General features: G+C 66.2%; 22 protein-coding genes and 1 tRNA gene. 15 read left to right on the top strand and 8 right to left on the bottom strand.

Translation table 11 applies throughout. The features are described from left to right. The first annotated feature begins 120 nt into the window (after positions 1-120). From recA to B0E47_RS09730, 5 genes are all read left to right on the top strand, one after another. Positions 121-1,158: a recombinase RecA gene (recA, locus tag B0E47_RS09710; protein ID WP_072761930.1), complete on the top strand. Its 1,038-nt coding sequence runs from the start codon at positions 121-123 to the stop codon at positions 1,156-1,158. 224 nt (positions 1,159-1,382) lie between these two features. Continuing rightward, positions 1,383-1,889: a regulatory protein RecX gene (locus tag B0E47_RS09715; RefSeq protein WP_077514052.1), complete on the top strand. Its 507-nt coding sequence runs from the start codon at positions 1,383-1,385 to the stop codon at positions 1,887-1,889. An 85-nt stretch (positions 1,890-1,974) separates the two neighbouring features. After that, a complete protein-coding gene (gene alaS, locus B0E47_RS09720; protein ID WP_077514053.1) occupies positions 1,975-4,602 on the top strand; it encodes an alanine--tRNA ligase in 2,628 nt (875 codons plus the stop codon). A 263-nt stretch (positions 4,603-4,865) separates the two neighbouring features. Beyond that, positions 4,866-5,069, top strand: a complete 204-nt coding sequence (csrA, locus tag B0E47_RS09725) for a carbon storage regulator CsrA (protein WP_077514054.1) — start codon at positions 4,866-4,868, stop codon at positions 5,067-5,069. 76 nt (positions 5,070-5,145) lie between these two features. After that, positions 5,146-5,238 (top strand) — tRNA-Ser (locus tag B0E47_RS09730). A gap of 253 nt (positions 5,239-5,491) precedes the next feature. Here the strand turns inward: B0E47_RS09730 and B0E47_RS09735 are convergent. From B0E47_RS09735 to B0E47_RS09755, 5 genes are all read right to left on the bottom strand, one after another. Next, a complete protein-coding gene (locus tag B0E47_RS09735) occupies positions 5,492-6,220 on the bottom strand; it encodes a UDP-2,3-diacylglucosamine diphosphatase (protein ID WP_077514055.1) in 729 nt (242 codons plus the stop codon). A 5-nt stretch (positions 6,221-6,225) separates the two neighbouring features. Beyond that, positions 6,226-6,945 (bottom strand): peptidylprolyl isomerase, encoded by a 720-nt coding sequence (locus B0E47_RS09740; RefSeq protein WP_077514244.1) that lies wholly within the window; start codon positions 6,943-6,945, stop codon positions 6,226-6,228. Between the two features lie 73 nt (positions 6,946-7,018). Next, a complete protein-coding gene (locus B0E47_RS09745) occupies positions 7,019-8,536 on the bottom strand; it encodes a Ppx/GppA phosphatase family protein (protein WP_077514056.1) in 1,518 nt (505 codons plus the stop codon). Between the two features lie 70 nt (positions 8,537-8,606). Further along, complete coding sequence (gene ppk1 / locus B0E47_RS09750) at positions 8,607-10,703, bottom strand: polyphosphate kinase 1 (RefSeq protein WP_077514057.1); 2,097 nt, start codon at positions 10,701-10,703, stop codon at positions 8,607-8,609. Between the two features lie 94 nt (positions 10,704-10,797). Next, the gene (locus B0E47_RS09755; protein WP_077514058.1) at positions 10,798-12,486 is read right to left on the bottom strand and encodes a M48 family metalloprotease; all 1,689 of its coding nucleotides are present in this window, start codon (positions 12,484-12,486) and stop codon (positions 10,798-10,800) included. A 115-nt stretch (positions 12,487-12,601) separates the two neighbouring features. Here B0E47_RS09755 and grxC point away from each other — a divergent pair, with 115 nt between their 5' ends. The 3 genes from grxC to B0E47_RS09770 all read left to right on the top strand — a co-directional run bounded on the left by grxC (position 12,602) and on the right by B0E47_RS09770 (position 14,434). Beyond that, positions 12,602-12,865, top strand: a complete 264-nt coding sequence (grxC, locus tag B0E47_RS09760) for a glutaredoxin 3 (RefSeq protein ID WP_077514059.1) — start codon at positions 12,602-12,604, stop codon at positions 12,863-12,865. Continuing rightward, positions 12,862-13,239 (top strand): carboxymuconolactone decarboxylase family protein, encoded by a 378-nt coding sequence (locus B0E47_RS09765; protein WP_077514060.1) that lies wholly within the window; start codon positions 12,862-12,864, stop codon positions 13,237-13,239. Before grxC ends, B0E47_RS09765 begins: the two co-directional genes overlap by 4 nt. Positions 13,240-13,420: 181 nt before the next feature. Continuing rightward, positions 13,421-14,434 (top strand): isocitrate dehydrogenase, encoded by a 1,014-nt coding sequence (locus B0E47_RS09770; RefSeq protein WP_077514061.1) that lies wholly within the window; start codon positions 13,421-13,423, stop codon positions 14,432-14,434. A 181-nt stretch (positions 14,435-14,615) separates the two neighbouring features. Here B0E47_RS09770 and B0E47_RS09775 read toward each other — a convergent pair whose 3' ends face one another. Together B0E47_RS09775 and B0E47_RS09780 are read right to left on the bottom strand one after the other, a co-directional pair. Continuing rightward, positions 14,616-14,936, bottom strand: a complete 321-nt coding sequence (locus B0E47_RS09775) for a hypothetical protein (protein ID WP_077514062.1) — start codon at positions 14,934-14,936, stop codon at positions 14,616-14,618. A gap of 8 nt (positions 14,937-14,944) precedes the next feature. Then, entirely contained in the window at positions 14,945-15,400 is a 456-nt protein-coding gene (locus B0E47_RS09780; protein ID WP_077514063.1) for a carboxymuconolactone decarboxylase family protein, read from the bottom strand. A gap of 247 nt (positions 15,401-15,647) precedes the next feature. Between B0E47_RS09780 and B0E47_RS09785 the strand changes: the two genes are divergently transcribed. The 7 genes from B0E47_RS09785 (at position 15,648) to B0E47_RS09815 (ending at position 24,841) form a co-directional block, all read left to right on the top strand. After that, positions 15,648-16,175 carry a sugar dehydrogenase complex small subunit gene (locus B0E47_RS09785; RefSeq protein WP_077514064.1) on the top strand — a complete coding sequence of 176 codons (528 nt, stop codon included), beginning with the start codon at positions 15,648-15,650 and terminating at the stop codon, positions 16,173-16,175. A gap of 15 nt (positions 16,176-16,190) precedes the next feature. Further along, positions 16,191-17,834 carry a GMC family oxidoreductase gene (locus tag B0E47_RS09790; RefSeq protein WP_077514065.1) on the top strand — a complete coding sequence of 548 codons (1,644 nt, stop codon included), beginning with the start codon at positions 16,191-16,193 and terminating at the stop codon, positions 17,832-17,834. Continuing rightward, positions 17,831-19,219 carry a cytochrome c gene (locus tag B0E47_RS09795; RefSeq protein ID WP_077514066.1) on the top strand — a complete coding sequence of 463 codons (1,389 nt, stop codon included), beginning with the start codon at positions 17,831-17,833 and terminating at the stop codon, positions 19,217-19,219. Before B0E47_RS09790 ends, B0E47_RS09795 begins: the two co-directional genes overlap by 4 nt. 22 nt (positions 19,220-19,241) lie before the next feature. Then, complete coding sequence (locus tag B0E47_RS09800) at positions 19,242-20,540, top strand: carbohydrate porin (RefSeq protein WP_254422882.1); 1,299 nt, start codon at positions 19,242-19,244, stop codon at positions 20,538-20,540. A 324-nt stretch (positions 20,541-20,864) separates the two neighbouring features. Beyond that, positions 20,865-21,308, top strand: coding sequence for a DUF2231 domain-containing protein (locus B0E47_RS09805; protein ID WP_077514068.1), 444 nt, complete (start codon positions 20,865-20,867; stop codon positions 21,306-21,308). Next, complete coding sequence (locus tag B0E47_RS09810; protein ID WP_077514069.1) at positions 21,301-22,617, top strand: sorbosone dehydrogenase family protein; 1,317 nt, start codon at positions 21,301-21,303, stop codon at positions 22,615-22,617. The genes B0E47_RS09805 and B0E47_RS09810 overlap by 8 nt, the downstream gene beginning before the upstream one ends. 100 nt (positions 22,618-22,717) lie before the next feature. Then, on the top strand, positions 22,718-24,841 hold the full coding sequence (locus tag B0E47_RS09815) for a TonB-dependent receptor (RefSeq protein ID WP_254422884.1): 2,124 nt from the start codon (positions 22,718-22,720) through the stop codon (positions 24,839-24,841). Positions 24,842-24,890: 49 nt separating this feature from the next. Here B0E47_RS09815 and ygiD read toward each other — a convergent pair whose 3' ends face one another. Further along, positions 24,891-25,670, bottom strand: a complete 780-nt coding sequence (ygiD, locus tag B0E47_RS09820) for a 4,5-DOPA dioxygenase extradiol (protein WP_077514070.1) — start codon at positions 25,668-25,670, stop codon at positions 24,891-24,893. Positions 25,671-25,749: the final 79 nt, after the last annotated feature.

A 25,749-nucleotide genomic window follows, 5' to 3' on the forward strand; every position in this document is an offset into this window, starting at 1 on the left:
GACATCCAACTGCCGAATATCCGCGATCGCGCCAGTTCGGCCCGAGCCGCGTGATCGCAGCCGGTGAGATTCGACCCGGGCATCATGCCTCCCATTCACAGCCCAACCGGATACAAGACGATGGATGACAACAAGCGCAAGGCTCTTACCTCCGCCCTCGGCCAGATCGAAAAGCAGTTCGGCAAGGGTGCGATCATGCGCATGGGCGATCGCGTCAACGAGGCGATCGAAACCGTTTCAACCGGTTCGCTGGGGCTGGACATCGCACTCGGCGTCGGCGGCCTGCCGCGTGGCCGCGTGGTCGAGATCTACGGGCCGGAATCGTCCGGCAAGACGACGATGACCCTGCAGGCGATCGCCAGCTGCCAGCGCGCCGGCGGCACCGCGGCGTTCATCGACGCCGAGCACGCACTCGACCCGACCTATGCCGAAAAACTCGGCGTCAAGGTCGACGACTTGCTGGTGTCGCAGCCGGATACCGGCGAACAGGCGCTGGAAATCGCCGACATGCTGGTGCGTTCGGGTGCAGTGGATATGGTCGTGGTCGACTCGGTCGCGGCGCTGACCCCGAAGGCGGAAATCGAGGGCGAAATGGGCGATTCCCACGTCGGCCTGCATGCCCGCCTGATGAGCCAGGCACTGCGCAAGCTCACCGCCAACATCAAGAAGTCCGGCACCCTGGTGATCTTCATCAACCAGATCCGCATGAAGATCGGTGTGATGTTCGGCAGCCCGGAAACCACCACCGGCGGCAACGCGCTGAAGTTCTACGCCTCGGTGCGGCTGGATATCCGCCGCATCGGCGCGGTGAAGAAGGGCGACGAGATCATCGGTTCGGAAACCCGCGTCAAGGTGGTCAAGAACAAGGTGGCACCGCCGTTCCGCCAGTGCGAATTCGAGATCCTGTACGGCGAGGGCACCTCGCGCGAAGGCGAGATCATCGAGCTGGGCGTGGCGCAGAACCTGATCGACAAGTCCGGCGCCTGGTACAGCTACAACGGCGACCGCATCGGCCAGGGCAAGGAGAACGTTCGCCAGTTCCTGCGCGACAACCCGGCGATCGCCAACGAGATCGACAAGCAGCTGCGCGAACGCCTGCTGGTGCCGGTCGGCAAGCCTGCCGCCGCCGCGCCGGAAGAGGCACTCGAGGAAGCGTGAGGCGTGATCGCTGGCGATCCGTTGAACGCACATGGCCCGGTTTGTCCGGGCCATGTGCGTTCGGGCCTCATGCCAAGGTTCAACCTGGCAAAGCGTGTTGCCTCGGCCGTTCGCCCTGAGCGTAGGCCCGAAGGGCAGAAGTCGAAGGGCTGCCCTTCGACTCCGCTGCGCTACGCTCAGGGCGAACGGTTGGAGAGATTCGCCCCAATCAGGTATCAGCTGGAATGGCCATGAAACGCCCGCCCGACAAGGACGACCCGGCCAAGCCGAAGCGCAGCGCCTACGACAAGGCACTGGGGCTGCTCGCCCGGCGCGAACATTCGCGCAAGGAGCTGAAAACCAAGCTGCGCCAGGGCGGCTACGAGGGCGAGGAAACCAGCGCCGCGATCGATCGGCTTGGCGAGCAGCATTACCAGGACGACGACCGTTTCGGTGAGGTGCTGCTGCGCAGCCGGATCGCGCAGGGCTACGGCCCGATGCGATTGCGGATGGAGCTGAAAACCCACGGTCTGGCCGATGCGCGCATCCGTGAGTTGCTGGACGCGGCCGAGGTCGACTGGGACGCTTCCGCTGCCGCCCAATTGCGCCGCCGCTACGGCAGTGCAGGCACGGCCGACCCCGCCGAACGCAGCCGCCGCGCGCAATTCCTCTTGCGCCGCGGCTTTGCCGCCGCCACAGTACGGAGTGTCACCCACGCCGACGCGGACGAAGCCGCCGACGACATGTCCTGAAATCCATCATCCCCGGGATGACCGGGGCATGGATCGGACGGCCCGTCTGCAGCGTGAATCTCCCGGGCCAGCCACCGCGATACGCATGAAAACCTCAGAAATCCGCTCCGCCTTCCTCGACTTCTTCCGTTCCCGTGGCCATGCCATCGTGCCGTCCAGCTCGCTGGTGCCGGGCAACGACCCGACACTGATGTTCACCAACTCGGGCATGGTGCAGTTCAAGAACGTGTTCCTGGGCAGCGAGAAGCCCGGTTACGTGCGCGCGGCCGACGTGCAGCGTTGCCTGCGCGCCGGCGGCAAGCACAACGACCTGGATGCCGTCGGCTACACCGCGCGCCACCACACCTTCTTCGAGATGCTGGGCAACTGGTCGTTCGGGGACTACTTCAAGCGGGAGGCGATCGCGTGGGCCTGGGAATTGCTGACCCAGGTGTTCAAGCTGCCACCGGAGCGGCTCACGGTCACCGTGTACCACACCGACGACGAGGCCTACGCGATCTGGCGCGACGAGATCGGCGTGCCGGCCGAGCGCATCATCCGCATCGGCGACAACAAGGGCGGCCCGTTCGCCTCCGACAATTTCTGGCAGATGGCCGATACCGGCCCCTGCGGACCGTGTTCCGAGATCTTCTACGATCATGGCGCGCACATCGCCGGCGGCCCGCCCGGCTCGCCGGACGAGGACGGCGACCGTTTCATCGAGATCTGGAACCTGGTGTTCATGCAGTTCGACCGGGCGCCGGACGGTACGCTGAGTCCGCTGCCGGCGCCGTGCGTGGATACCGGCATGGGCCTGGAGCGGCTCGCGGCGATCCTGCAGCACGTGCACTCCAACTACGAGATCGACCTTTTCGCGCACCTCATCCGCGTTGCTGGCGAATTGACCGATACAGAAGACTTGGGCAACAAGTCGCTGCGGGTGATCGCCGACCACATCCGTGCCTGTGCGTTCCTGATCGTCGATGGCGTGCTGCCGTCCAACGAGGGGCGCGGTTACGTATTGCGCCGAATCATCCGTCGCGCGCTGCGGCACGGCTGGATGCTCGGCGTGCGCGGTGATTTCTTCTGGAAGATGGTGGCACCACTGGTCGAGGAAATGGGCGAGGCCTATCCCGAACTCGTTGCAAAGCGCACCTTGGTCGAAGACGCCTTGCGCACCGAAGAGCAGCGTTTCGGTGAAACGCTGGAGCATGGCATGCGCCTCTTCGACGACGTTGCCGGCAAATCCGGCAAGACCATTCCGGGCAACGAGGCGTTTCGCCTCTACGACACGTACGGTTTTCCGGTCGACCTTACCGCCGACATCGCGCGCGAACGCGGTCTCGAAGTGGACATGGCCGGTTTCGAGCGGGCCATGAGCGAGCAACGCGAGCGCGCCCGTGCCGCCGGCAAGTTCGAGGCCAAGGGCCAGCTGCCGGCAGATCTCGCCAGCCAGCTCAAGCCCACCATCTTCATGGGTTATGACGCCTTGTCGGGCGGCGACAGCACGCTGCTTGGCATCGTGCGTGACGGCCGTCAGCTGGAACAACTGGCCGATGGCGAGGAAGGGGTCCTGATCCTCGATCGCACGCCGTTCTACGCCGAGTCGGGTGGCCAGGTCGGCGATACCGGCGCGCTATCGAGCGCCGCCGGCCGCTTCGAGGTCAGCGATACCCTGAAGCTGGGTGGCGTGTTCTTCGGCCATGTCGGCGTCTGGCGTGGCGAGCAGCCCCTGCGTGGTGGCGACCGGCTCGATGCCGCGGTGGATGGCGCGCGCCGCCAGGCGATCGTGCTCAACCATTCGGCCACCCATTTGCTGCACGCGGCGCTGCGCAAGGTGCTGGGCGACCACGTCACGCAGAAGGGTTCGCTGGTGGCGCCGGAACGTCTGCGCTTCGACTTCTCGCACTTCAAGCCGGTCAGCCGCGAGGAACTGGACCAGGTCGAGGCAATGGTGAATGCCGAAGTGCGCCGCAACGCCGCCGCCGAGACACACAACATGGGCTACGACCAGGCGATCGAATTCGGTGCGATGGCGCTGTTCGGTGAGAAATACGGCGACGAGGTGCGCGTGCTGAAGATGGGCGATTTCTCCACCGAGCTTTGCGGTGGCACGCATGTCGGCCGTACCGGCGACATTGGTTTGTTCAAGATCGTCGGCGAATCCGGCGTGGCCTCAGGCGTGCGCCGCATCGAAGCGGTGACCGGCGACGGGGCGTTGGCCTGGGTGGCCGACGAAGAGCATCGTCTGGACGAGCTGTCGCAGCTGCTGTCCAGCAGTGGCGATGAGGTAGTGACCAAGTTGCGTCAGTTGCTCGATCGCCAGAAAAAGCTGGAGCGCGAGCTGGATTCCCTGCGCAGCAAGGCGGCCGGTTCCGCCACCGCGGACCTGGCCACCGCAGTTGTCGATGTCGAAGGCATCAAGGTGGTCGCGGCGCGTCTGGAAGGGCTGGACGCGAAGTCGCTGCGCGACAGCGTCGACCAGCTCAAGCAGCAATTGGGTGATTGCGTGGTGTTGCTGGCTGGTGCCGCCGAGGGCAGGGTGACGCTGATCGCCGGTGTGCACGGCAGCGCATTGAATCGGGTCAAGGCGGGCGACGTGGTTGCGCACGTGGCCGCGCGGATCGGCGGCAAGGGCGGCGGTCGGGCGGACATGGCCCAGGGCGGCGGATCCGACGCCACCGATCTGCCCGCGATACTGGAGGGGTTGGCAAATTGGGTATCCAGCCGGTGAGGTTGAGTGGTTTCGGCGGGTGATGCCTTGGCCGGCCGCATTGCGCCGGGGATTCAGGCTCAGCTAGTATCCGCAGAGGTCGGCTTCGCCAGCACGGCAAAGTCGCCAGTCAGGACCCTCAGGAGGTGTTTTGGCTGTGAGCCGGGAAGGCGGTAGGGCCTTCGGCGGATCGAAACGTCGAACCGCGGATGGACGGACGCTCAGGGGTGAGGCAGCGTCGATCCGCAAGCCTGTGACCAGCAGCTTTTTATGGAGTAGCAATCATGTTGATTCTGACCCGCCGGGTCGGTGAGACCCTGATGATCGGCGACGAGGTGACCGTCACCGTTCTTGGCGTGAAAGGCAATCAGGTGCGCATCGGCATCAATGCACCGAAAACCGTGGCCGTCCATCGCGAAGAAATCTATCAGCGAATCAAGGGCGAACACGACTCCGACAGCACGCCAGACGATGCAGGCGAGCACTGATCGAACAAATCAGGACTTTACCTCGACCACGCCGGTCAGTATCCTTGCCGGCTCCGCAGCAATGCGGCAAAACCCCGGAGAGATGCCCGAGTGGCCGAAGGGGCTCCCCTGCTAAGGGAGTATCGGGTCAAAAACCTGATCGAGGGTTCGAATCCCTCTCTCTCCGCCAGATACGCAAAGCGCCCCGCAAGGGGCGTTTTGCGTATCTGGCGGAGAGAGGTGGTGGACGAACCCTAACGGTTCGACAATTTTGTCTGGAACAAAATTGGACAGCCGAAGGCTGGCCCTGGAGCGCGCAGCGCGGAAGGGTTCGGCCCATGGATGGGCCAAACAATCCCTGCGGACCATACGTGACATCGCACCCCATCGAAGCGGCGTTTTGCGTATCTGGCGAAGATGAGGATTTCGACGCACTGGCTGTTTCAGCTGATCGCAAGCCCGCGCAGTTCCGCCCCATCATCGTTCACCCGCAACACCGACCCGTGCTCATACCAATCCCCGAGCACGATCCGCCCAGCGGCTTTCCCGTCGAGCTCGAACCGATGCACCGCCGGCCGATGCGTATGCCCATGAATCAACCGGATCACGCCAGCCTTGCGCATCGCCTCGGCTACCGCATCCGGATTGACGTCCATGATGCTTTCCATCGTGCTGCCGGTGTGCGCCTTGCTGTCCGCGCGTGCCTTGGCGGCAAACGCGCGGCGCGCATCGAGCGGCATCGACAGGATCTGCGCCTGCCATTCCGGCGCACGCACCTGGCGGCGCACGGCCTGGTAGGCGACGTCGTCGGTGCACAGCACGTCGCCATGCATCAGCAGAGTGGGGCGGCCCTGGATGTCATGCACGGTGCCGTCGTCGAGCCGGGTCAGGCCGGCGCGCTCGGCGAAGCGCTTGCCGAGCAGGAAGTCGCGGTTGCCGACCATGAAATACACCGGCACGCCGGCATCGCGCACGGCGCGGGTGGCGGCCGCAATGCGTTGCGGCAGTTCGGCGTCATCGTCGTCGCCGATCCAGGCTTCGACCAGGTCGCCGAGGATGTACAGGGCGTCGGCGTGACGAACCTCGTCGCTGGCAAGGTAGCTTTCGAACAGGGTCGTGATCTGCGCGCGCGCGGGGTCCAGGTGCAGATCGGCGATGAACAGCGAAGCCATGCCGGTCAGCCGTTGCCGGCGTGCTTGACGGGCTTCTTGCCCGGCTTTGCGGGGCCAGGTTTGGTGGGCCCGGATTTGGCCGGCGTGGCGACGCTGCCGCCCGACGCGGGCGTTTCCTCGCCGATGACGCGGGCGCTGTCGATCACCACCAGCGGATTCGGCACGTCGCCGGCGAACGGGCCGAGCGGGCGCGTCGGCAGCGCGGCAATCTTGTCGAGCACGTCCAGGCCCTTGGTCACCTTGCCGAACACGGCGAAGCCCCAGGTCAGGCCGCTCTGGTTGCCGACGAAATCGAGCCGGCGGTTGTCGACCAGGTTGAAGAAGAATTGTGCAGTGCCGGAATTCGGGTCGGCGCCGCGGGCGACGGCGATCGTGCCACGCAGGTTCGACAAGCCGTTGTCCGCCTCGCTGGGAATGGCCGGCCGCGTGCGTTTGGGTTGCAGTTCGCGGGTATACAGGCCGCCTTGCACCAGATAGCCGGGAATCACCCGGTGCAGCACGGTGCCGTCGTAGAAGCCGTCACGCACGTACTGCAGGAAATTGGCCACGCTCTTGGGGGCCTTGTCCGGGTACAGCTCCAGCGTGATGTCGCCCTGGGAAGTGTGCAGCAGCACCTGCGGCCTGGCCGCGGCGGACGTCGAGTCAGCCTGCACCGGCTTGGCGGTTTGTGCCGCCAGGGTCAACGGCAGGAGCAGCAGTGCGGCAGCGAGCAGGGATTTCAGCATGGGCATGGCGCGGTCCGAATGTGCGTACATGATACGCGGCAACGCGATTGGCCGGTTTGCGTTCCACCCGCCATCACTTGCTCGAGTTGTCCAGCTTCACACCCAGTTCCGCCATCGGCAACTGTTCCTGTTGCAGGTCGGCTGCGGTGAGTGGGTGCTGATCGAGCCAGGCGGCAGGAAGTTTCAGGCGCAGCGATTTGCTGCTGCCGCCGAGCTGCATCTGTGGCAGCGATTCGGCCCGGCGGGCGCGCCGGAACAATACGGCAAGGCGAAGCAGGGCGGTGATCTGCCGCGACAGCGCGCGATAGCGCAGCGGCAGGGCGCTGACGATCGACTTGTCCGGCTTGCGCCGGTGCAGCTCGACCACGGCGGCAAGCAATTCCTGCTCCTGTCGCGAGAAGCCGGCCAGATCGGCGTGGCGCAGGATGTACGCGCCGTGGTGATGGTGCTGGCTGTGCGCAATGGCCAGGCCGATCTCGTGCACCCGCGCGGCCCAGGACAGCCACTCGCGGGCGTCGGCGTCCAGTTTCCAGCTGCGCGCCACCTGGTCGAAAAACATCAGCGCGGTCGATTCGACGCGGCGCGCCTGGGCGCGATCGACGCCGTAGCGGGTCGCCAGCGCATCGATGCTGGCGGTGCGCGGGTCGCTGCCGCCGGCGCGGCCCAGCAGGTCCCACAGCAGGCCCTCGCGCATCGAGCTTTCGCACACGCGCAGGCGTTCGATGCCGAGCGCGGCGAACGCCGCCTCCATGATCACCACGCCACCGGCAATCACCGGTGCGCGATCGGCGACCAGGCCCGGCAGCTTGAGCGTGCCGATCTGGCCGTGGTCGATCAGGGCGTCGCGCAGCGCGGCCAGCGAGGCCGCGGTGATGCCGTCATCGGAAAAATTCATTGCCTGGACGACCGCGCCGATCGACTTGGCGGTGCCGGACGAGCCGTAGGCGTCCTGCCAGCCCGACTCGCGATAGTCCTCGGCGAACTGCTGCAGCAGCACGCCGATTTCGCTGATGGCGCGCTGCCAGCGCGCGCGGGTCAGTTTGCCGCCGGGAAAGAAGCGCAGGGTCGACGCGATGCAGCCGGCCTGCACGCTCTCGGTATGCAGCGGCGCCAGGCCGCGGCCAATGATGAACTCGGTACTGCCGCCGCCGATATCGATGACCAGGCGCGGCTCGCGCGAGGCGGGCAGGTCGTGCGCCGCGCCCAGGAAGATCAGGCGACCCTCTTCGCGGCCGGAAACCACTTCGACCGGATGACCGAGCGCGGCCTCGGCGGAGGTCAGGAAGGTCTGCGGCGAAGCCAGCCGGCGCACGGTGTTGGTGGCCACGGCGCGCACCCGCATCGTAGGCAAGCCGGCGATGCGCTGGCCGAAGCGGGCCAGGCAGGCCATCGCGCGGGCGCGCCGTTCAGCATCGAGGCTGCCATCGGCGCGCAGGCCGGCGGCCATCCGCACGGTGTCGCGCAGGCGGTCGATCACGCGCGGCTCGCCGTGCTCCATGCGTGCCACCACCATGTGGAAGCTGTTCGAACCCAGGTCCACGGCCGCCATCAGCTCGCCATCGCGGATCGGTGTCTGTTCGGTCTGGCTCACGCCATGGCTCCCGCAGCGGCAAAGCGCGGATTCTCGCATGCATGGGCAATGTCGGTGCAGTCGCCGACCCTCACGGGCAAAGCCTTTTGAGCAGGCCTTGTTGCGCGTTGTACGGCGGCTGGTCGCCAGGCTCGGCGCGCACGTAGCGGCCATCGCTGCCCAGCAGCCAGGCCTGGGTGTTGTCGGCCAGGCCGTTGGCGAGGGTCTCCTCGAACACGCGCGTCGCCAGCTCGGGGTCGAGGATGGGGAACGCGATTTCGATGCGCCGCATCAGGTTGCGCTCCATCCAGTCGGCGCTGGCGCAATAGATTTCCGCGTTGCCGTCGTTGGCGAACCAGTACACCCGGCTGTGTTCCAGGAATCGCCCTACGATCGAACGCACCCGGATGCGTTCGGAGATGCCGGGCAGGCCCGGACGCAAGGTGCAGGCGCCGCGCACGATCAGGTCGATCTCCACGCCGGCCTGCGAGGCGCGGTACAGCGCCGCAATCACGCGCGCCTCGTTCAGCGCGTTGAGCTTGGCGACGATGCGGGCGGGGCGGCCGGCGCGCGCGTGGGCGATCTCGCGCTCGATCTTGGAAAGGACTTCCGTGTACAGCGTGAACGGCGAATGCAGCAGTCGCTTCAACTCGATGATCGGGCCCAGCCCGGACAGCTGCTGGAAGACCTTGTGCAGGTCCTCGCCGATCTCCGGGTCAGCTGTCATCAGGCCGATGTCGGTGTATACGCGACTGTTGGCCTGGTGATAATTGCCGGTGGACAGATGGGCGTAGCGGCGCAGGCCGTCACCTTCGCGGCGCACGATCAGCATCATCTTGGCGTGGGTCTTGTAGCCGACCACGCCATAGACCACCTGCACGCCGGCCTCCTGCAGGCGCGTGGCCAGGCGGATGTTGGCCGCCTCGTCGAAGCGCGCGCGCAGTTCGATCACCACGGTGACGTCCTTGCCCTGGCGTGCGGCCTCCACCAGCAGGTCGACCAGCGGCGTGTCTTCGCCGGCGCGGTACAGGGTCTGCTTGATCGCCAGCACCTGGGGATCGGCGGTGGCCTGGCGCAACAGGTCGATGACCGCGGCGAAGCTCTCGTAGGGATGATGCAGCAGCACGTCGCGCCGCCCGATCAACTCGAACTTGTTGTGGCTGCTGTCGAGGGCGGCCGGCAACTGTGGCGTGAAACGCGGGAATTTCAGTTCCGGGCGGTCCAGCCAGTCGTAGATCAGGCCGGCGCGGATGATGTTGACCGGACCATCGCAGCGGTACACGTCGCTGTCGTCGAGCTGGAAATTCTGCACCAGCATGGCGGTGATCGCCTGCGGGCAATCGTTGGCGATTTCCAGCCGCACCGGACGCGCGTAGCCGCGGCCGACCAGTTCCTCGCTGAGGGCCAGCGCGAGGTTTTCCACCTCCGCCTCCTCGACGATCAGTTCGCTGTTGCGGGTGACCCGGAACTGATAGGAACCGACCACCTTGAGGCCCGGAAACATCAGGTCGACAAAGGCTTGCAGCAGTTCGGCCAGGAACACGAAATGCTCGCCTGGACCGCTGACTTCCGACGGCACCCGGATGATGCGCGGCAGCGATCGCGGTGCCCGCACCAGCGCCATGTGGCCTTCATGGCCGAACGCATCGCGCCCCTTCAGCACCACGGCAAGGTTCAGCGTCTTGTTGAGGATGCGCGGAAACGGATGCGCCGGGTCCAGCCCCAGCGGCGACAGCACCGGCAGCACCTCGTGCTCGAAATAGCCCTGCAGCCAGCGGCGCTGGCGCGGACTCCAGTTCTTGCGGGTCAGGATGTGGATCTTCGCGGCGTCGAGCTGCGGGCGGATCTGTTCCTGCCACGCGGCGTAGACCTCGGCGACCAGGTCGAGTACGCGGCTGCGGATCCGCGCCAGCAATTCGCCCGACGGGATGCCGTCCGGACCCGGGGCGGCCGAGCCGTAGGCATGGTGATGCTTGAGCATCGCCACGCGTACCTCGAAGAACTCGTCGAGGTTGTTCGCCACGATGCTCAGGTAGCGCACGCGCTCGAGCAGGGGCACGCTGGCCTCGCGGGCCATCGCCAGCACGCGGAAATTGAACTCCAGCGCGGCCAGTTCGCGACTGAGATACAGCTGCGGGGCGCAGAGATCGACGACGGGCGTCGTCAGGCGGGTGGAGGGTCTGGACATGACTCATTCTGGCGCATGGCGCGCGCCAAATACATCGCGCCACGCGGCAACGTTCAGCCGGTGCGGGTCCGGGTGTGCAAATCCGGCGCGTTGTTCAGTGCCATGCGTCCACGGGCGCCGTGCCGAAGTCGAGGCACAGCCGCCCGAGGCAGTCGCCATCCTGCTGCAGCTGCTGCCGTCCGTCAGGGTTGTCCTCGGTCTGGATCTTGCGCTTGCGCAACTCAAGCACCAGCGGGGTCAGTTCGGTGATGCGGGCCTGGATGCGCGCGCGGGCGTAGTAATCCAGGTCATTGCGCTTGAGCAGGCGCTTCAGCTGTTCCATCGCATCGAACGGCCGGCCCGCGTAGTAGCTGGCGTCTGCATACGCCTCGCTGGCGCGCACGTCGTCGCCGGCCTCCTCGCTGGCCCGTGCGTAGGCGCTGTAGATTTCCGGTTCGCTGGCGTCGTCCAGCAGGGGGCGGAGCAGACTCGCGGCGAGGCTGGCCTGGGTCTTGTCGCCGCCCGCCGTCAGCGCCTTGGCGTAGGCGAGCGCCACGGCGCGATTGCGCGGCGACTGCGCGTTGAGGGCCTGGTAGATTTCCAGCGCCGGCGCGCGTTGCCCGGCCTGCAGCCTGGCGTCGGCCAAGGCGAGCCTGAGGATCAGGTTGTCCGGCGAGATCAGCAGCAGCGGCTGCAACTGGGCGATGGCCTGCGCTCCGCGGCCACTGCGGGTGAGCGCCAAGGCGTAGCCATAGTGGTTTGCCGGCGTATCGAAATCATGCCGGCTTTGCAGGTTGGAGCCGTAATAAGTCGCCTCCCTGGTGGCGTCGCCGGCGAGTACCCGCACGCGTTCGCGCATCAGTGCAAACGTGTCGATCGGGCCGGCCTTCGGTGGCCCGAGCAGGGCGCCCGGATTCTTCACGAATGCGATCGGTGCGGTGGTCCTGGCCCACTGCTGTGCATCCATGCCGGCGGTGGGACGCAGTTTCTGCGCGGCGATCAGGGCGCCCGCGCGCGCCTTGGCGTCGCTGATGCGCATGGTGGTCACCGGATGGGTCTGCAACAGGGCCGGTACGTCCTCGCCGCCGGCGCCCGCGCTCAGCACGTCCTGCATGCGCTGGAAGAAATCCGCCATGGCATTCGGGTCGAACCCGGCCTTGGCCAGGGTCTGGATGCCGACGCGATCGGCCTCGATCTCATCCTTGCGGGTGAAATTGATCGACTTCTGCGCGAGCAGGCCCTGGCCGCCGGCGAGCACCGCCATCGGCGCGTCGCCGCTGTGGCTGCCGGCACCGGCCGCGATCGCACCCAGCAGCACCAGCGCCATCAGCGGCGCATCCTTCTTCGAGGCCTCGAATGCCCGCTGCAGGTGGTTCTGGGTGATGTGGCCGATCTCGTGCGCGATCACCCCGGCCAGTTCGCTCTCGTTGCGGGCGATCGTGATCAGGCCGGAGTTGACCGCGATGTAACCGCCGGGTGCCGCGAACGCGTTGATTTCCGGGTCCTTCACGACGAAGAAGGCGAAATGGTCCTTGGGCTTGTCGGAACTGGCTGCCAGCTTGTGGCCGAGATCGTTGACGTAGTCGTCCAGCAGCGGGTCGTCCACCACCATGTTCAGCGCCCGCATCTGGCGCAGCATGGAGGCGCCGTAGTCCTGCGCTTCCTGCGGCGAGATCAGCGCATCGGCCGAACTGCCCAGGTCGGGCAGGCGCACATCGTCCTGGGCGCCGGCGCTGCAGGCGAGGCTGGCGGTGATCAGCGCGGTCAACAGGCGCGCGGCGGGGCGTCGTGGTGTCATGGCCATGGGTACGCGACAATAGCACTGTGACCGCCTCTGGCGGCGTCGGTTCCAAGGCTTGTCTCGGGATCGGCCAAACCCCATTTAACCCACAGTCCACCCGTTGTCCGGAGTTGTCGTGATGTCCAAGATCGAGGTCTATTCCACCGCGGTATGCCCGTACTGCGTGGCCGCCAAGAACCTGCTCAAGTCGCGTGGACTGGAGTGGACCGAGGTGCGCGTGGATACCGATCCGGCCCAGCGCGAGATGATGCTGGTGCGCAGCGGCGGTGCCCGCACGGTGCCGCAGATCTTCATCAACGATCAGCACGTCGGTGGATTCCAGGAGCTGGCGGCGGCCGATCACAGCGGCAGGCTGAAGCAGTTGCTGGAGCACTCGGCATGAGCGACAAACTTGCCGAGTTCAGCGCCTTCCGCCAGCGCATGAACGAGCGCATCCTGGCCGAGGACAATCAGGTCGTGCGGCGTTTCTTCGCGCTGGATACGCAGACCTACAAGGCCGGCGCGCTGGACGTGAAGACCAAGGAGATGCTTGGCCTGGTCGCCTCCATGGTGCTGCGTTGCGATGACTGCATCAGCTACCACGTAGCCCAGTGCAAGCAGGCCGGCGTGCAGCGCGACGAGTTCTTCGAGGTGTTCAGTGTGGGATTGGTGGTCGGCGGATCGATCGTGATCCCGCATTTGCGCCGTGCGGTGGATTTCCTGGACAAGCTGGAGTCCGGCGAGCCCGCCTCGCCGGAATGCGCCGACCACGCCTGAGCACCCGTCGGCGGGCTCCTACGTGTAGAGGGGCGTGCGAGTTTTCGCAACGCTCCGTGCGAGGATTTGCAGCGCCTTGGGTAACCTGTCTGCTGTCCGCCAACCGCCGCATGGGCGATAATGGGCGGTCTTGACGTGCGCGATTGCGCCGCACGCGCGATCAGCCCCAAGGAGTATCCCCATGAACAAAACCATCGCCGTGATCCCCGGCGACGGCATCGGCCCGGAGATCATGAGTGCCACATTGCGCGTGCTCGACGCGCTGGATTGTGGCCTTTCCTACGATTTCGTCGACGCCGGCATGGTCGCGCTGGACAAGCATGGCGAGCTGTTGCCGCAGGCCACGCTGGACAAGATTGCCGAACACAAGGTGGCGCTGAAGGGCCCGCTGACCACGCCGATCGGCGACGGTTTTACTTCCATCAACGTCACCCTGCGCCGTCATTTTGATCTGTACGCAAACGTGCGTCCGGCAATCAGTTTCCCGGGTACCAAGTCGCGCTACGAGAACATCGACATCATCACGGTGCGCGAGAATACCGAGGGCGCGTACCGCTCCGAGGGGCAGACGCTGTCCGCCGACGGCGAGATCGCCGAGTCGGTTGCGCGCAACACGCGCAAGGGCAGCACGCGCATCGTGCGCTACGCATTCGAGCTGGCGGTGAAGAAGGGACGCAAGAAGATCACCGCGGTGCACAAGGCGAACATCCTGAAGACCAGTTCCGGCCTGTTCCTCAACGTGGCGCGCGAGATCGCCCGGGAATACCCGCAGATCGAGTTCAACGAGATGATCGTGGACAACACCTGCATGCAGCTGGTGATGAAGCCCGAGCAGTTCGACGTGATCGTCACCACCAACCTGTTCGGCGACATTCTTTCCGACCTGTGCGCCGGCCTGGTCGGTGGCCTTGGCCTGGCACCGGGCGACAACATCGGCGAGGGTGCGGCGATCTTCGAAGCCGTGCACGGCTCGGCGCCGGACATCGCGGGCAAGGGCATCGCCAACCCGTGTGCGCTGCTGCTGGCGGCGGCCGACATGCTCGATTACCTGGACATGGTGGCGAAGGGTGACCGGCTGCGCCAGGCGATCCGCGCCACCATGACGAACGACCGCGCCAGCGTGACGCCGGATATCGGTGGCAAGGGCAGCACCGACAGCTTCGCCGACGCGATCGTGAGGCACCTCGCGGCCTGATCGCTTTCACCGTCGCCATGAAAAAGCCGCGGTTGCCCCGCGGCTTTTTGGTGGGCCCGACGTGGTTCGGCAGCCGGGATGTTCGACCGGGTCATGTGGTTCGTGGAATGCTCTGGTGCCGCCACCCGCCATCATCAACGACGCTTGCGCGTCGTACAGGCACGGTCCGCTGATTCGGACTTCAGTCCAGCGTGCAACCGGTACCAGCGCAGCCGCTGAACTGGCGATCGACCCGCCGGCGCAGGGCGGGAATCCAAAGCAATGGCAGCAGCGGCCAGTAGGCCGGGATCTGTCGGCACAGCAGGGCGAACCCCGCTGTGCCACGCAAAGTTTCGCCGCTGCGCAGATCCCGCACCACGACTTCGCCCATGCGCAGCCGGCCCACGGGCGAAACCTCCGTGGAATCCTCGAAACGGCCAAGCCAGTCAAGCCGGCGGTGCCATCGCGCGTAGCCTGCGCATCTCGCGCAGCCCGGGTGGCGATACAGCCTGATCGTGGCCATGACGGCGATCAGTGCTTGCCTGATTGGTAGTGACCGGGCTCCGCCTGCGACGGAATCGCAATGCGGTTCCAGCCGTTGATCAGGACCACCGCCATGTTGAGGTCGATCAGCTCTTCCTCGCTGAATTCGGCGCGAGCCTGCTGGTAGACCTCGTCGGGCACGCCATGGATCGGATCGAGCCGGGTCACCGCCTCGCACCAGGCCAGCGCGGCACGCTCGCGTGCACTGTAGAACGGTGCCTCACGCCAGGCCTGCAGCACGTACAGGCGCTGTTCGGTCTCGCCGGCGGCGCGGGCATCCTTGCTGTGCATGTCGAGACAGTAGGCACAGCCGTTGAGCTGCGAGGCGCGCATCAGCACCAGTTCGATCAGGTTTTGTTCGATGCCCGAGTTCCTGACGTAATCGGCCAGGGCGAGCAGCGGTTTGACGGCTTCGGGGCGTTTGTAGGCATTGAAACGGGGCATGGGGTTTTCCTTGCGATATGCGGCCGGTAGTGGCCGTTCAGTGCAAGGACGTGGGCCACGTGGATTTCGTGACAGCTGCCAACCGGACGACTGTCGGATGCGTGATTTCTTGCGGTGACCTGCCGCCGTTTGCATCGCTGCCATCGGTTTGAATCTTCACGTCGCCTTGCGTGGAAAACGGAGTAACGTCCCGTGCTGTCGGCTCTGCTTCGGCCGCCGGTTGCGTTGCATTTCGCGGGGGCGGGCCATGGTTCCGGACAAACTCGATGGCGTTTCGGCAAGCCACGACCATCCCGCCGATCCGTCGCGCCGTCGTTTGCTGGCTGGCCTGCTGACGGCATACACCGCCTCGCTGATTCCGTGGGCGCTGGCGCAGCCGGCACCGCATGCCGATCGCGGTGCATTCACCGCACTCTCCGCGCTCCTGGTCGGCCGGCAGGCACTCGATGCGGCGCAGGCGACCCGCCTGTACGACGCCCTCGCCACCGCCAGCCCGCACTTCCCGGCCGACGTGCAGGCGCTGCTGACCCTGATCAACGAACGCCACATCGACCCGCTGCAGCTGCAAGGCGTGCTGGACGGCGAGCACTCGCCGCTGGCGCCCTTGCCGCGCTCGATCATGAGCGCCTGGACCCTCGGCGTGGTGGGCAGCGGCGAAAACGCGCGTTGCGTCGCTTATGAAACCGCGCTCGACGCGGTGATTGTGGCCGACGTGCTGAAGCCGCCCACCTATGCCTACGGCGCGTACGGAAGCTGGACTGGTAAACCCTCCTGAAGGAGCGCCATCGAAATGTCCGCAGAGCTATCGGCTGACATCGTCGTCATCGGCGCAGGCATCGTCGGCGCGCTGGCCGCGCAGCGGCTGGCGCGGCAGGGCGCCTCGGTGCTGATCCTGGAAGCCGGGCCGCGACTGGAGCGCGCCCGTGTCGTCGCCGCGTTCCGCAACTCGCCGTTCAAGGGCAACTGGATGGCACCTTATCCGCCGTCGCCGTGGGCACCGCATCCGATCTACGTGCCGCAGGACAACGGCTACCTGAAACAGGCCGGGCCGTATCCGTACCCGGCCGAGTACATCCGCGCGGTCGGTGGCACTACCTGGCACTGGGCGGCGCAGGCGTGGCGGCTGGTGCCGAACGACGTGCGCATCAAGAGCCTGTACGGCGTCGGCGTGGACTGGCCGCTCAGCTACGAGGAACTCGATCCGTGGTACCAGGAGGCGGAGGAGCTCCTCGGCGTGGCCGGCGCCGACAACACCGGCTCGCCGCGCCAGCATCCGTTCCCGATGGCGCCGGTGGCCGAACCCTGGTCGATGCGCCGCGTCCGCGAGCGACTGGCCCCGGCGTATCCGGTGGTCGCCAACACGGTGGCGCGCAACAGCCGAGGCTACGACGGCCGCCCCGCCTGCGTGGGCAACAACAGCTGCCAGCCGATCTGCCCGGTCAACGCGCAGTACCTGGGCATCAACGCGGTGGAAGCGGCCGAAGCCGCCGGCGCGAAGGTGATCCCCAACGCGGTGGTCTACCGCATCGAGCACGACGTCAAGGGGCACATCGCGGCGGTGCATTACTACGCGCCGGACAAGAGCGAACACCGCGTCACCGGCACGACCTTCATCCTCGCCGCGAACGGCGTCGAGAGCCCGAAACTGCTGCTGTTGTCAGCCAGCGACACGTACCCGAACGGGCTGGCCAACCGCTCCGGCATGGTCGGCCGCCACCTGATGGACCACCCCAGCACCTCGCTCACATTCTACGCCGACGAGGAACTGTGGCTGGGCCGCGGCCCGCAGAGCCCCAGCTCGATCAACACCCTGCGCGACGGCGCGTTCCGTTCCCAGCACGCGCCGTACCGGCTGGACTTCACCAATATCTCGCAGGTGCTCAACGTCACCAACGACCTGATCAAGGAGGGCGTGTACGGCGCCGAGTTCGAGAAGCAACTGCGCTGGCGTGCCGCGCGCCAGATCAACGTGAAGAACGTGCTGGAAGTGCTGCCCAACCCCGACAACCGCATCACGCTCAGCGCGGAAAAGGACGCCATGGGCATTCCGAAGCCCGAGGCGCATTACGCGATCGACGACTACACACGCCGCGCCGCGGAAGTGTCCAAGGCCGACTTCGCCCGCATCGCCGAACTGATGGGCGGCACCGGCCTGCGCTACAGCGCGGACGGCCAGTTCGCCAACAACCAGCACATCACCGGCACCATGAGCATGGGCAACGACCCGGCGACCTCGGTGGTCGACGCGTTCGGCCGCACGCACGACCACGAGAACCTGTTCGTCTGCAGCACCGGCGTGATGCCCACCGCCGCGACGATGAACTCCACGCTCACCGGCGTGGCGCTGGCGCTGCGCACCGCCGAGCACATCCTGCCGGCGAAGAACTCACACGCAGCCACCGCGCATGTCGGCCACGAAACGAGCCTCGCATGAACGCATCGACCTGCTGCCTGCTGCTGCTCGGCCTGCTCGCCACGGCGTCGGTCCATGCCGCCGACAGCACCGACGCCGCACTGCTGCAACGCGGCCAGTACCTGGCCACCGCCGGCGACTGCGTGGCCTGCCATACCGCGCCCGCGGGCAAACCATTCGCCGGCGGTCTGACCGTGCCCACGCCGATCGGCAACATCATCGCCACCAACATCACGCCGTCGGCCACGGCCGGCATCGGCCACTACACCGAGCAGCAGTTCAGCGATGCCTTGCGCAAGGGCATCCGCGCGGACGGCAAGCGGCTGTATCCGGCGATGCCGTATACCGCGTACGCGCAAATCACCGACGACGACGTGCATGCGCTGTACGCGTACTTCATGCACGACGTGGCCCCGGTGGACAGCAAACCGGCACCGACCCGGCTGCCGTTTCCGTTCAACATCCGCCTGTCGATGGCGGCATGGAATCTGCTATTCCTCGACAGCAAACCGTTCGCGCCCGACCCTGGCAAAAGCGCCGACTGGAATCGTGGCGCCTACCTGGTCCGCGGGCTGGCCCACTGCAGCACCTGCCACACGCCGCGCAACCTGCTGATGGCGGAACAGTCGTCGCGCGAACTGGCCGGTGGTGCCGTCGGCACCTGGCTGGCACCGAACATCACCTCCGACGCAAACAGCAGCATCGGCGGCTGGAGCGAAGAGGATCTCGTCGACTACCTCAAGCTCGGCCATGCCCGTGGCAAGGCACAGGCCGCCGGGCCGATGGCCGAGGCGGTCGAGCACAGCCTGCAGCATCTCGAACCCGCCGACCTGCAGGCGATCGCCACTTACCTGAAGACGGTTCCGGCGCGACATGACCCGGCCGACATCCAGGCTGTCGACAGCTGGGGCGCGGCGTTCGACGGGGTGGCCGAGCAACGCGGCACGCCATTTCCCGACGACGCGGAGAAATGGAGCGGTGCACAGTTGTACGACGCGCACTGCGCCAGCTGTCACCAGGCCCGCGGCGAAGGCAGCTTCGACGGCGGCCTGCCGCCGCTGTTCCACAACACCGCCACCGGCCGTGCCCGTGCGGACAACCTGGTGCTGGTGATCCTCGAAGGCATCCACTGGACCGACGCCAGCGGAGTGCACATGCCGGCCTTCGCCAATGACCTGAGCGACCAGCAGATCGCCACCTTGGCCAACTACCTCACCCGGCATTACGGCAACCCGGCCGCGACGGTCGATGCTGCACGGGTAGGGGTACTGCGCGCGGGCGGCGCGCCGTCGCATCTGGTGGCGCTGGCGCGACTGGCGCTGGCCGTCATCGCCCTGTTGATCGTCCTCGTCATCGTGCTGCGGGTTCGTCGCCGGCGGCGCCGGGCTTCCGCTGGGCGGGCCTGAGCTCATGCGCACCCTTTCCCGTATGACCCGACTCCTGAGCCTCGGTGGCATGTTGTGGTTGTGCGTGCTGCCGGCCCTGGCGCAGCAAGCCAGCGACGGCTGGCTCAGCCAGCCCACCCTGACCGGCGACTGGGGCGGCACGCGCAGCACGCTCGAGGACGACGGCATCACCCTGCGCGCGCACTGGACCACCGAAAGCGCGGGCAACGTCTCCGGTGGCCACTACCAGACCGCGCGCTACACCCAGCAGCTCGACGCCGGCGCGGACTTCGACCTCGACAAGCTATGGGGCGTGCCGAACGCGAAGATCCAGTTCACCGTCACCGAGCGCGACGGCCGCAGCCTCAGCAGCGATGCACTGGGCAACCAGTTCTCGGTGCAGGAACTGTATGGCGCGGGGCAGAACTTCCGCCTCGCCGAACTGAACTGGCAACAGGATTTCCTCGACCACCGGGTCTTCATGGAGTTGGGCTGGTCGCCGGTGGGTGACGACTTCGCGCGGCTGCCGGCGTTCTGCAACTTCCAGAACGGCATCATCTGCGGCCACGCCAACGCGATGACCACCAACAGCGGCGCGCACAACTTTCCCACCGCGCAATGGGGCGGTCACGTGAAATGGCGCGTCACGCCGAATTTCTACGCCACCGTCGGCGCCTATCTCAACAACCCCAACGCCGGCAACAAGGACCAGGGCTGGAACCTCAGCTTCAAGCACAGCGGCGTGTTCGTGCCGGTCGAACTGGGCTGGTCGAGCGGCCGCGGCAGCGGACAGTTGCCCGGCGATCTCAAGCTCGGCGCGTACTACAACACCGCCGGCACGCCGGACGTATACACCGACGTCAACGGCCAGCCCGCCGGCCTCACCGACGCCGCCTTCCTGCAGCACAACGGCCGCAGCGGCGGCTATGTCATCGCCGACCGCATGGTCTACCGCGAAGGCCCCGACTCCAATCGCGGACTCACCCTCGGCGCGATGGCCGGCGTGGGTGACGCAGCCACCGCACGCTTCCGCTACTTTTGGGTGATCGGCGGCCACTACCAAGGTACTTTTCCCGGCCGCGACAACGACGTGGTCTCGTTCATGGTTGCCAGCGGCCGCACCAACCCGCGCCTGACCCGCTACCAGCGCGACCGCGACCGCGTGCTGCCCGGCAGCGTGGGCATCCAGATCTACGAAAGCGTCGCTGAAATCGACTACGGCGCGAAGATCGCACCCTGGCTCACCTTGCGCCCCAACCTGCAGTACGTTATCCGTCCCAACGGCACCGGCAAGATCCCCAATGCCTTCGTGATCGGCCTGTACACGCAGGTGACGTTCTGAGTGTTGGGTAATCCCCCGACGGCACCATCTCCACTTGGTGAGAATGCCCATCACAAATTACAAGTGCTTGCTGACAACGCAATCCCGGACAACCTGGCACCGGTGGCACCGTAACGGGGTCAGTCCAGGCACCCGTTCGACATGCCTGAAAGAACTGTAGACTGATTCCTGTTCCCAAGAACGCACCTTGCATTCCGACTTGCTCCACACATCGAACCGGCTGGCCTGCACCGATAATTCAACGGCGCGCATGGACCTTGGGAACAGCAACGCGCAGCGCCGCAAGCCCACGCTTATTCCCTCATCCTATCGAGGCAGCAGCCCATGAGCTCTCGTACCGCACCCCGTCGCTCCGTCGTGGCCAATGCCGTTTACGGACTTCTCAACCCGATCCCGTTCGGCTTCTTCGTCGCCGCGCTGATCTTCGACATCATCTATGCCCGCAGCGCCGAGGTGATGTGGGGAAAAGGTGCGGCGTGGCTCATCGTGTTCGGGCTGCTGTTTGCGGTGATCCCGCGCCTGATCAACCTGGTGCAGGTCTGGATCACCGGCAGGCGGTACTCCACGAACGCCGACAAGCTCGACTTCTGGCTCAACCTGGTTGCCATCGTCGCGGGGATCTTCAACGCTTTCGTGCACAGCCGCGATGCCTACGCGGTGGTTCCCGCCGGCCTCTGGCTTTCGGTCTGCACGGTCATCCTGCTGTCGATCGCCCACATGGCCATTGCCGTGCAGCACTCCGCAGCGGGGGATTTCGTCCATGAATAAGATCGCCTATCGCAGCGCACTGACGCTGGCCTTCGTGGTCATCCTCGCCGGCTGCAGCGGAAAAGCGGCGTTTGAGCCTGCGCAGCAGTCGGGCGACAACCCGCCACTGCCCCAGGCCCGGAACTTCCTGGTACCGCCCATGCAGGTTCCCAAGGGAGTTGGCTGGGCCCAGGGCCAGGCACCCAAGGTGGCACCTGGACTGAAAATCGAAAAGATCGCCAGTGGCCTGATGCACCCACGCCAGCTCCTGACACTCCCCAACGGCGACGTGCTGGTGGTGGAGTCCAATGGCCCCGGTACCGAGCCGGTGACGACCCCCAAGCAGTTGATTGCCGGCAAGGTAAAGAACCTCTCGGGCAAGGGTGCCAAGGGCGGCAACCGGATCACCCTGCTGCGCAAGAATGGCACCGATGGCACATGGGAGAAGCACGTCTTCATCGAGCACCTGCACTCGCCGTTCGGCGTGCAGTTGATCGGCGATTCCCTCTATGTCGCCAACACCGACGCCATCGTGAAGTTTCCCTACGTGACGGGAGAAACACAGATCACGGCACCCGGCGTGCCATTCGCGGACCTGCCGGGCACCATCAACCACCACTGGACCAAGGCACTGCTGGCGAGCCCGGACGGCAGCAAGCTGTATGCCGGCGTCGGCTCCAACAGCAACATCACCGAGAACGGGCTGGCCGTGGAATACCGCCGCGCGGACGTGCTCGAAGTCGATGTGGCCACTGGCGGTAGCCGGATCTACGCCTCAGGCCTGCGCAATCCGACCGGGCTGCAATGGGAACCGACCACCGGCAAGCTCTGGGCCATCGTCAATGAACGCGACGAGATCGGCGCGGATCTGGTGCCGGACTATATGACCTCGGTCCAGGAGGGAGGTTTCTACGGCTGGCCCTACAGCTATTACGGCCAGCACGTGGACAGCCGCGTGATGCCGCAGCGACCGGACCTGGTCAGCAAGGCGATCAAGCCGGATTACGCGCTGGGGTCACATGTCGCCGCATTGGGGTTGTTGTTCTCCGACAACAATGCGCTGCCAGTGAAGTATCACGGTGGTGCCTTCATCAGCGAGCACGGCAGCTGGGACCGCTCGCCACTGAGCGGCTACCGCGTCATCTTCGTCGCCTTCCAGAACGGCAAGCCGGTCGGCCTGCCCCAGCCCGTCGTCACCGGCTTCCACTCGAACGACGAGACGCAGCTGTACGGTGCGCCGGTCGGGCTGGCAACGGACAAGGATGGCGCGCTGCTGATCGCGGACGATGTCGGTGACACGGTCTGGCGGGTGACGGCGGACGCGCGCTGATGTAGCCGAGGTCGTAGGCATCCTCGCTGTGGCTGGACTGCGGCGGGTTCTGTGGGTGCCGTCCCAAGCCAAGCTCGAACTACATGAAGGATGCTGCACCATGCGGAAAGCAGGGGGCAACCTGATCGCCTGCACCGGCGTCGCAGGGATGCTGCTCGCGGCCCCGGGATGGGCGATCGAGACCACCACCCTGCCTGCGGTGCAGGTCAACGCCGTACGAATGGACATCCCGCCATTCGACCTGCCTGCCTCGCTCAGCGTCGTTGCCGTGGCCCCGGCCGATGCCGGCCAGCCCGGCGTGAATCTTTCCGAGGCGCTGGTCGGTATCCCGGGCATCCTGGCGCGCGACCGGCAGAACTACGCGCAGGACGAGCAGATCTCGATCCGCGGCTACGGCGCGCGGGCCACGTTCGGCGTGCGCAGTATCCGGCTGTATGTCGACGGCATTCCCGCCACGCTGCCCGACGGCCAGGGCCAGGTCGCGCATTTCAACCTGGACAGCGCCGAGCGCGTGGAAGTGCTGCGCGGTCCGTTTTCGGTGTTGTACGGCAACGCTGCCGGCGGCGTGGTGCAAGTGTGGAGTGCAGGCGGCACGCCGACGCCAGTGACCACGCTGGGCATGAACGCCGGCAGCAACGACACCTTCCGCTACAGCGCCAACACGCGTGGCAGCGTCGGGCCGGTCGACTACAACATCGTCGTATCGGAACTTCTCTCCGGCGGCTACCGGCAGCACAGTCGGGTGCGCCGCGAGTCGGACAACGCGAAGTTCGGCGTCGACCTCGGCAAGCGCCGCCATCTCACCCTGGTGTTGAACCGCTACAACCAGCCCACGGCGCAGGATCCGCTCGGGCTCACCCGGGCCCAGGCCGATGCCGACCCGCGCCAGGCCACGGCGGTCGCCAGCCAGTACGACACGCGCAAGAGTGGCCGGCAGACCCAGATCGGTGCGATCTATGAGCAGTCGTTCGACAGCGGGGACCAGCTGCGGCTCCTCGCCTACTACGGCCAGCGCAGCATCGTGCAATACCTGTCGATTCCACCCGGCACGCAGAAGAACCCGCTGCAGTCCGGCGGCGTGGTGGCGCCGACCACCCGCTACGGCGGCCTCGATGCGCGCTGGACCCATCGCGGCGAACTGGCCGGCGGCGGCTACGAGTTCGTGCTGGGCGCCAGCGGCGACTACCAGCGCCAGCACCGCCTGGGCTACGAGAACTTCATCGGCGATACCCTGGGCGTGATCGGCCAGCTCCGCCGCAACGAGGACGACAATGTCAACAGTGTCGCCGAGTACGCGCAGTGGTATTGGCACTTCACCAAACGCTGGGCGGTGCTGCTGGGGGTACGGCATGACGACCTGCGTTTCAGCGAACACGATTTCTACATCACGGCGCTCAATCCGGACGACAGCGGCGACGCGAACTATGCGGCGACCACACCGGTGGCCGCACTGGATTTCCGGCCGGCCGACAGGCTGCGCCTCTATGTCAGTTACGGCAAGGGCTTCGAGACGCCCAGCTTCAACGAACTGGGCTACCGCAGCGATGGTCGCGCCGGCCTGGCGTTCAACCTGCGGCCGGCGCGCAGCCGCCACCTGGAGGCGGGCGCGAAATGGCAGGTGACCCATGCACTGGAATTCGACGTGGCCGCTTTCCGTTCCGATACGGATGACGAGCTCGCCGTGGCGACCAACGTGGATGGACGCTCCACCTACCAGAACGCAGGCAACGCGCGTCGCCAGGGCATCGAGCTTTCGCTGACCGGACAGCTCGCCAACGCCTGGCAGATCGGCGCCGGCTTCACCCATCTGCAGGCGCGTTTCCGCAGTACCTTCTTCACCTGCCTCAGCGCGCCGTGCACCGTGGCCCAGCTGCCGGTAGTGGCCGGCTCACGCATTCCCGGCGTGCCTGACGACTACGGCTCGCTGCGGATCCAGCATGGCAGTGACCTGGGTTGGCGTGAAGGTCTCACCCTGAGCGGCGTGGGTTCGGTCACCGTCAACGACACCGACTCGCAGCGCGCGGCCGGTTATGGCCTGGTCGACGCCGATGTCAGCTACACCTTCGCCGTGGCTTCCACTGCACGCTTGCAGCTCAGCGTGCGCGTGGGCAATCTGGCCGACCGACGCTATATCGGTTCGGTGATCGTCAACGATGGCAATGGCCGCTATTTCGAACCCGGCCCCGACCGCACCTGGATGCTCGGTGCGCGGCTGGTTTTCTAGCACGCTTTCCGGAACACACGGCCACGGTCAAGATCGAAGCCGCACGCGTTCACCCGAACTGCACGGACAGCATCGATATCGAACCGCCGTCCATGCCCTCGACCGGGAACGTCACCGCGTCGCCTTCGTCGCTGGCGCCGAGCACGTACAGCAGCGGCAGGTAGTGCTCGGGTGTGGGTACCGACAACTCCGCGTCCTCACCCAGCAATTCGTAATCCACCAGCGACTGATGGTCGCCCTGCAACATCAGCGCGCGCGCCTGCTCCTCGAAACGCAGCGCCCAGTCGAACGGTTCCGCCGGATGCCGACCCCAGGCATAGGCATGCAGGTTGTGCACGACATCGCCGCTGCCGATCAGCAGGATGCCTTCGTCGCGCAGCGGCCGCAGCAGTTTGCCCAAGCCGTAGTGGAAGGCCGCTGGCTGCGACTCGTCGACACTGAGCTGCACCACCGGCACGTCGGCGGCGGGAAACACATGGCGCAGCACCGACCAGGTGCCGTGATCCAGCCCCCATCCAAGGTCCGCGCGCACTTCCAGCGGGTTCAGCAGTTCGCGCACGCGGCGCACCAGGTCGAGGTCGCCGGGCGCATGATATTGCACCTCGAACAACTCGCGCGGGAAGCCGCCGAAATCGTGGATCGTGCGCGGCGCGATTGTCGCGGTGACCGCCGTGCCGGGCAGGTACCAGTGCGCCGAGATCGACAGCACCGCGCGCGGCCGTGGCAGGCTTGCGCCGATCGCGGCCCAGCCCCGGGTCCAGTCGTTGTCGTGCAGGGCGTTCATCGGGTTGCCGTGTCCGAAGAAGACGGTTGGCATACGCGTTGTCATGGCATCTCCCATGGGTGGCAATGAACGGGCCGAACCAACGTCAGTGCATGCACATATCGGTTACACATGCCGCGCTAGT

It is taken from the genome of Rhodanobacter sp. B05, from assembly GCF_002001085.1.
Classification (GTDB): Bacteria; Pseudomonadota; Gammaproteobacteria; order Xanthomonadales; family Rhodanobacteraceae; genus Rhodanobacter.